Annotated in this window: 6 protein-coding genes, 1 tRNA gene and 1 rRNA gene; 1 reads left to right on the forward strand and 7 read right to left on the reverse strand. The window is 44.8% G+C overall.

Annotation, left to right across the window (positions count from 1 at the left end; translation table 11 throughout):
• Position 1: 1 nt before the first annotated feature.
• Entirely contained in the window at positions 2–634 is a 633-nt protein-coding gene (locus B0H99_RS04085; RefSeq protein ID WP_106532353.1) for a redox-sensing transcriptional repressor Rex, read from the reverse strand.
• A gap of 132 nt (positions 635–766) precedes the next feature.
• Here B0H99_RS04085 and B0H99_RS04090 point away from each other — a divergent pair, with 132 nt between their 5' ends.
• Positions 767–2707: an ABC-F family ATP-binding cassette domain-containing protein gene (locus tag B0H99_RS04090; RefSeq protein ID WP_106532354.1), complete on the forward strand. Its 1941-nt coding sequence runs from the start codon at positions 767–769 to the stop codon at positions 2705–2707.
• A gap of 363 nt (positions 2708–3070) precedes the next feature.
• On the opposite strand, the gene tsaD is transcribed toward B0H99_RS04090, so the two are convergent.
• From tsaD to rrf, 6 genes are all read right to left on the reverse strand, one after another.
• Positions 3071–4093, reverse strand: a complete 1023-nt coding sequence (gene tsaD / locus B0H99_RS04095) for a tRNA (adenosine(37)-N6)-threonylcarbamoyltransferase complex transferase subunit TsaD (protein ID WP_106532355.1) — start codon at positions 4091–4093, stop codon at positions 3071–3073.
• Positions 4086–4541 carry a ribosomal protein S18-alanine N-acetyltransferase gene (gene rimI / locus B0H99_RS04100; RefSeq protein WP_106532356.1) on the reverse strand — a complete coding sequence of 152 codons (456 nt, stop codon included), beginning with the start codon at positions 4539–4541 and terminating at the stop codon, positions 4086–4088. Before rimI ends, tsaD begins: the two co-directional genes overlap by 8 nt.
• Positions 4534–5232: a tRNA (adenosine(37)-N6)-threonylcarbamoyltransferase complex dimerization subunit type 1 TsaB gene (gene tsaB, locus B0H99_RS04105; protein ID WP_106532357.1), complete on the reverse strand. Its 699-nt coding sequence runs from the start codon at positions 5230–5232 to the stop codon at positions 4534–4536. The genes rimI and tsaB overlap by 8 nt, the downstream gene beginning before the upstream one ends.
• Positions 5229–5681 carry a tRNA (adenosine(37)-N6)-threonylcarbamoyltransferase complex ATPase subunit type 1 TsaE gene (gene tsaE / locus B0H99_RS04110; RefSeq protein WP_106532358.1) on the reverse strand — a complete coding sequence of 151 codons (453 nt, stop codon included), beginning with the start codon at positions 5679–5681 and terminating at the stop codon, positions 5229–5231. The genes tsaB and tsaE overlap by 4 nt, the downstream gene beginning before the upstream one ends.
• Positions 5682–5817: 136 nt before the next feature.
• Positions 5818–5890 (reverse strand) — tRNA-Asp (locus tag B0H99_RS04115).
• 14 nt (positions 5891–5904) lie between these two features.
• Positions 5905–6020 (reverse strand): 5S ribosomal RNA (rrf, locus tag B0H99_RS04120).
• Positions 6021–6149: the final 129 nt, after the last annotated feature.

Consider the following 6149-nt stretch of genomic DNA (forward strand, 5'->3'; position numbering starts at 1 on the left):
TTTATTGTTGCTTGATTTGATAAATCAGGGTTTGCAGTTCCACCGATAGGTCGATGGTCTGGACCCGTATATGGTCCGGCACGGAAATACGCACAGGAGTGAAGTTTAAAATGCCTTTAATATTTGTTTTTGCCAAACGGTCGGTCACTTCCTGCGCCGAGCGCGAAGGAACCGTCAAGATGACCAGCTCTACGCCATATTCCTTAATCTTTTCTTCGATTTCATCCGGATGGAATGTATCGATTTCGCTGATTTTTTCCCCTTCATGAGGACTGTTCGAATCAAACGCCACAATGATTTTCGTGTTGTGGTTTCGATGGAAGTTGTACTTCAAAAATGCGCTGCCAAGTCCCCCTACCCCAATCAACGCCACATTCGTTTCTTCATCCTGATCCAGCGTTTTCCGGAAGAAAATTAGAAGCTCCTGCACATCGTATCCATATCCTTTTTTCCCTAAAGCACCTAAATAAGAGAAGTCCCGCCGGATCGTTGCAGAATCAATTTTCATAGCGTCGCTCAACTCTTGCGAAGAAATTCGTTTTTGTCCGGCGTTCGCGAAATTTTGAAGGAAACGGTAATATAGCGGTAGTCTTTTAGTAGTGGCCAGAGGAATTTTTGCTGCTTCTTGTAACATACGCTTTTGCAACCTCCTGAGCTCGTCTTAAATCGCTTTCATCTTACATTAGCCAGGCCAATATGTAAAGGCTTGGCTAATTGCGTACACGCAGCGCATGGGCTACACTGATATAGAATAGAGGTGACCTATATGATCGTTTTACAAGTAAATCAAGTTCATAAATCATTCGGGGCGGATGAAATTCTCTCCGGCGTAAAATTGGAAGTCCAACACCGCGACCGCGTGGCATTAGTAGGCCGCAACGGCGCAGGCAAATCAACCCTGCTGAAAATCATATCCGGGGAATTGTCTTATGACAGCGGTGATATCATCATGCCAAAAGACTTGACCGTCGGTTATTTGGAACAACAATCCACATTCGAATCGACTGCCACCATATGGGACGAGATGATGTCAATTTTCGCTCATTTCCGTGAACAGGAAAACAAGCTGCGTGAACTGGAACGCCAAATGGCTGATCCACTTGTCTATAATGACGCTATCCAATACGAAAAAGTTCTGAAAGAATACGATCTTCTGCAAATCCATTTTAAAGATGCTGGCGGCTATCAGTTTGAAGCGGATACGCGCGCTATTCTGCACGGCATGAAGTTTTATCCGGACGACTATGATAAACCTATTGTCTCTTTATCAGGGGGACAGAAAACGCGTCTTCTCCTCGCAAAACTGTTGCTCAGCAAACCCCAGCTGCTTATTCTTGATGAGCCAACCAACCATTTGGACATTGAAACGCTGAGCTGGCTCGAGAATTACTTGAAGAACTATCCCGGCGCCATCTTGATTGTTTCGCATGACCGCTATTTCCTGGACCAAGTGGTAACCATCGTTTACGAAGTATCGCGCCATCGCGTCAAAAAATATACCGGCAACTACAGCCGTTATTTGGATGAAAAAGCGAAACAATACGAATTGGACATGAAACAGTTCGAGCGCCAGCAAAGCGAAAAAGCGAAACTTGAGGATTACGTTCAGCGCAACCTGGTTAGGGCCTCTACTACAAAAATGGCGCAAAGCCGCAGAAAAATTTTGGAGAAGACCGAGTGGATGGGAGCTCCGGACGGCGATGAGAAATCTGCCCGGTTCGGCTTCACTATTGAGAAGCAAAGCGGCAACGACGTCCTGAGCGTCAACTCGCTTGCTATCGGCTATGGCGAACAGCCAGTATCCCGCAACGTTTCCTTTAAATTATACCGCCAAGAAAGTTTGGCGCTTGTTGGCCCGAACGGCGTCGGAAAATCGACACTGCTAAAGACTCTTATCAAAGAACTAAACCCTCTGGCAGGCGACATTCATTACGGCACGGGCATTCAATTCGGTTATTATGACCAGGAGCAAGCCAACTTGAAAGGCAACAAACTCGTGCTCAACGAACTATGGGACGATTATCCGCATATCAATGAAAAGGATATCCGCGGCGTCTTAGGGCGCTTCTTGTTCTCAGGCGATGACGTGCTCAAGCCCTTATCCTCCCTTTCAGGCGGTGAAAAAGCCCGGGTGGCCCTCGCCAAACTAATGATGCAAAAAGCTAATGTCCTGCTTTTGGATGAGCCAACCAACCACTTGGATCTGGACAGCAAAGAAGTGCTCGAAAATGCGCTTTTGGATTATCCAGGGACTATTCTATTTGTTTCTCACGATCGTTATTTTATGAATCGCATCGCGACAAAAGTGGTTGAACTGACACAAGAGGGCACGACCGATTATTTGGGCGACTATGATTACTACGTGGAAAAGAAACTCGAACTCGAAGAACTAAAAGCCCTTGAATCGGGTCCGGTCTCACAAGTTGCTAAAACCTCTGGCTCTGCCTCTACTTCCCAAATTGACAAAGAAGCCAAAAAGCTTGAACGCCAGCTGGTGCGGCAATTGGAAGAAGCCGAACAAACAATGGAAAAGCTTGATGCACAAATTACAGAAATTGAAAATTTGTTGTGCCAGCCGGAAATTTTTCAAGACCATGAGCAAGTGCTGCCACTGCAAAACCAGCTCGAACAGTTGAAGGCAGCACATGAAGAGAAAATGGATGCATGGCTCGAATTGCAAGAGAAAATTGAAGAAGTTCAAAATTAATCGCATACTTCAGTATGCGATTTTTCTTTCCTATATGTAGGTCAATACCTTTTTGTAAAATAATTATCCTCCACAACTTTATCCACATTGTGTTTATTAATAGGACGCCTATCAACATAGTTTTACACATTATCCACAGGTAATTTAAATGTTATGCACAAAGTTTTCCCATAACCAGCACACAATATATAGGATAACCCTCTTTTTCAACCTAGTTATTAACAAACTATTCACAAATTGTGCATAAGTACAAATGTTCTCTATTGACATAAGAATCGATTTTTGCGTTCCAAAAAGAAGACATTATATAAAAAAAAGAAGCTTGAGGACCGGCTTTTGCAGGTTCCTCGAGCTTCTAATCAATTATTTAGTCCAAGAGCTTAGCTCCATTCCCGGACGTCCATTCATCTTCATTGTTCCGCGAATGCCTTTTTCAAACATAACTGTTCCGGCTGCTGCAATCATGGCTGCATTGTCCGTACAAAGCGGGAGCGATGGGATAAAGAAAGGAATGCTTTTTTCTTTAAAGGCTGCCTCCAGCGAAGTTCGCAATCCTCTGTTCGCGGCAACTCCGCCAGCAGCAATCACTTGGCGCACGCTGTATTGTTCCGCTGCACGCAACGCTTTAGTCGTCACCACTTCTACCACACTGTTTTGGAAGCCTGCCGCAATATGTTCCGGCTTGATGTCTTCCCCACGTTGTTTAGCATTGTGCATGTAATTTAATACGGCAGATTTTAAGCCACTAAAACTGAAGTCGTATGACCCTTCCTCAAGCCATACCCGGGGAAACTGGATGGCATTGTCGCTCGCATGCGCTAAACGATCTATGTGAGGGCCACCTGGGTAAGGCAAGTCTAACGTACGTGCCACTTTATCATAGGCTTCTCCAGCCGCATCATCGCGTGTTTCGCCGATCACTTCGAAATGGCCATGCTCTTTCATATAGATAAGTTCCGTATGGCCGCCGGAAATAACGAGAGCCAATAACGGAAACTCCATTTCCTGCTCCAGCCGATTTGCATAAATGTGGCCGGCAATGTGATGAACCCCGACAAGCGGCAGTTGATGCGCAAATGCAAATGCCTTTGCCGCATTTACCCCAACCAGTAAAGCACCAACAAGCCCTGGCCCTTCAGTAACAGCCACGGCACTTAGTTCGTCCGGTGTCATCTGAGCTCTCGCCAGCGCTTCTTCAATGACTAGCGTAATCTGTTCAACATGATGCCGTGAAGCAATCTCCGGCACTACACCGCCAAAGCGCTTATGGCTTTCGATTTGGGATGCTACTACATTAGAAACAATCTCCGTACCATTTTTCACAATAGATGCCGCTGTTTCATCGCAGCTGGTTTCAATTCCGAGTACATAAACATCTTTATTCATTAAAGTTCACCCACATAACTAAAGCATCTTCATAATTGTCCGAGTAATAACGCTTACGGATGCCTCCATTTTTAAATCCTAATTTACGGTATAGATTCTGAGCCACATGGTTGCTGACTCGAGCTTCTAATGTCATTAATATGGCGCCTTGTTCTTTAGCAATTTCCATTGCCGCTTTCATAAGGCGTTCTCCGAGCTTCTTGCCCCGTTCGTCTGGGCGAATGGCAATATTGGTCACATGGCATTCGTCCAAAACAAGCCACAATCCGCAATAGCCGACAATGCCCTTATCTGTTTCAGCAATTACATAATAAGCGTGTTGATTTTCCACCATCTCGTAAAAAAATGCTTCTTTCGTCCACGGCAACGAAAATGACAAAGTTTCGATATCATACACTGCATCAATGTCTGCAATTGTCATTTTTCTGAATGTAACTTCTTCATTCATGTGATTGCCCTTCCTGCGCTTTTATATAGTTTGCTTCAGCTTCCGTGATCCGGCGATATTCCGGAATCGCCTGGTGCACATCAACCGGCTCGCTTTCTTTGGCAAGCATAATCAGGTTAACTGCCCGTGGCAACCGATTTTGAGGCGCACTAAAAAATGCAGTGTCTCCCATTACATCATGAATCAGCTGTTCATGAATACTAACATCTATACCAGTAAATAGTACCGGTTTATTCTGCGCTTTTAATTGTTCCAGAAATTCTTTCAAGTCGCTATGTTGATCGGGAATAATGGGTGCCAAGCTAGCGCCATCATACGCTCCTACAAATGCAGTGCCGCGACGAGCATCCATAATTGGACAGATGAGACCGTTAAATCCTTGTCCATTGGCAGCCAACACTTTCAAGCTAGAGACCATATATAAAGGTATTTTAAGTGACCAAGCCAAAGTCTTGGCAATCGTCATACCAATACGGACACCTGTATAAGACCCGGGTCCTTCTGCTACTGCAATATGAGTCAAATCCGCTGGAGCTATTTTTGCTTTTGCCATCATTTCCTCAACCGCTGGCATAGCTGTTAACGAATGGTTTATTTTTAAGTTTGTTGTTTCTTCTATTAATACGATCTCATCCTTAACCAGTGCAACGGCAAGCGGTGAATTGGATGTATCGATTCCAAGATAAATCATAGTTTGAGCTCCTTGCAAACAGTTTCGTAACGCTGGCCAATTGGATACAGTACAATTACTCGCCCTGTTTCCGATTGTCGGGTGATGGTTATTTCCAACCGCTCGGCCGGCAAATAGTCTTGGATAAACTTTGCCCATTCAACTACAGAAACAGCATCGCTGGAAAACAGTTCATCAAAACCGATGTCTTCCTCACTGTCCTCTAATCGATAAACATCAAAGTGATTCAAATCTAGGTTTCCTGAATATTGCTTTAAGATGGTGAATGTCGGGCTATTCACCATCCGTTTTATACCAAGCCCCTTGGCAAGTCCTTTTGTAAATGTAGTTTTCCCTGCCCCTAAATCACCTTCGAGCGTCAAGATGTCTTGCGGCTGAAGAAGGCTGGCAAGCTTTATAGCAAACTCTTCCGTTTCTTCAGGAGCATCAACGTATATCGTGTATGTCATAGTTTAAGTCACCTCTATTGAGTCTGTCATAAGTTTAGCGAAGTTAAGCAAGTAAATCAAAATATATTATCTATAGGAGTTTCTAGACAAAAAAAATAAACACAGCAGAATCGCTGTGTTTACGGATGAAAAATAACGGTCCCGACCGGGATCGAACCGGCGATCTCCTGCGTGACAGGCAGGCATGTTAACCGCTACACCACGGGACCAAAAAAAAAAAACAGACCAGCGACGTCCTACTCTCACAGGGGGAGACCCCCAACTACCATCGGCGCAAAAGAGCTTAACTTCCGTGTTCGGGATGGGAACGGGTGTGGCCTCTTTGCCATCATCACTGGACTCTTTTTAGAGTGCTTGTTCACTCAAAACTGGCTACACGACGGATGAAACGAAACAAAATTGGTTAAGTCCTCGATCGATTAGTATTCGTCAGCTGCACATGTCGCCACGCGTCCACCTCGAACCTAT

Source organism: Planomicrobium soli, from assembly GCF_003014655.1.
Taxonomy (GTDB): domain Bacteria; phylum Bacillota; class Bacilli; order Bacillales_A; family Planococcaceae; genus Planococcus; species Planococcus soli_B.

Excerpts from the sequence above, each read along its gene's own strand:
- B0H99_RS04085 (WP_106532353.1), bottom strand. The coding sequence starts at position 634 with ATGTTACAAGAAGCAGCAAAAATTCCTCTGGCCACTACTAAAAGACTA.
- B0H99_RS04090 (WP_106532354.1), top strand. The coding sequence starts at position 767 with ATGATCGTTTTACAAGTAAATCAAGTTCATAAATCATTCGGGGCGGAT.
- tsaD (WP_106532355.1), bottom strand. The coding sequence starts at position 4,093 with ATGAATAAAGATGTTTATGTACTCGGAATTGAAACCAGCTGCGATGAA.
- rimI (WP_106532356.1), bottom strand. The coding sequence starts at position 4,541 with ATGAATGAAGAAGTTACATTCAGAAAAATGACAATTGCAGACATTGAT.
- tsaB (WP_106532357.1), bottom strand. The coding sequence starts at position 5,232 with ATGATTTATCTTGGAATCGATACATCCAATTCACCGCTTGCCGTTGCA.
- tsaE (WP_106532358.1), bottom strand. The coding sequence starts at position 5,681 with ATGACATACACGATATACGTTGATGCTCCTGAAGAAACGGAAGAGTTT.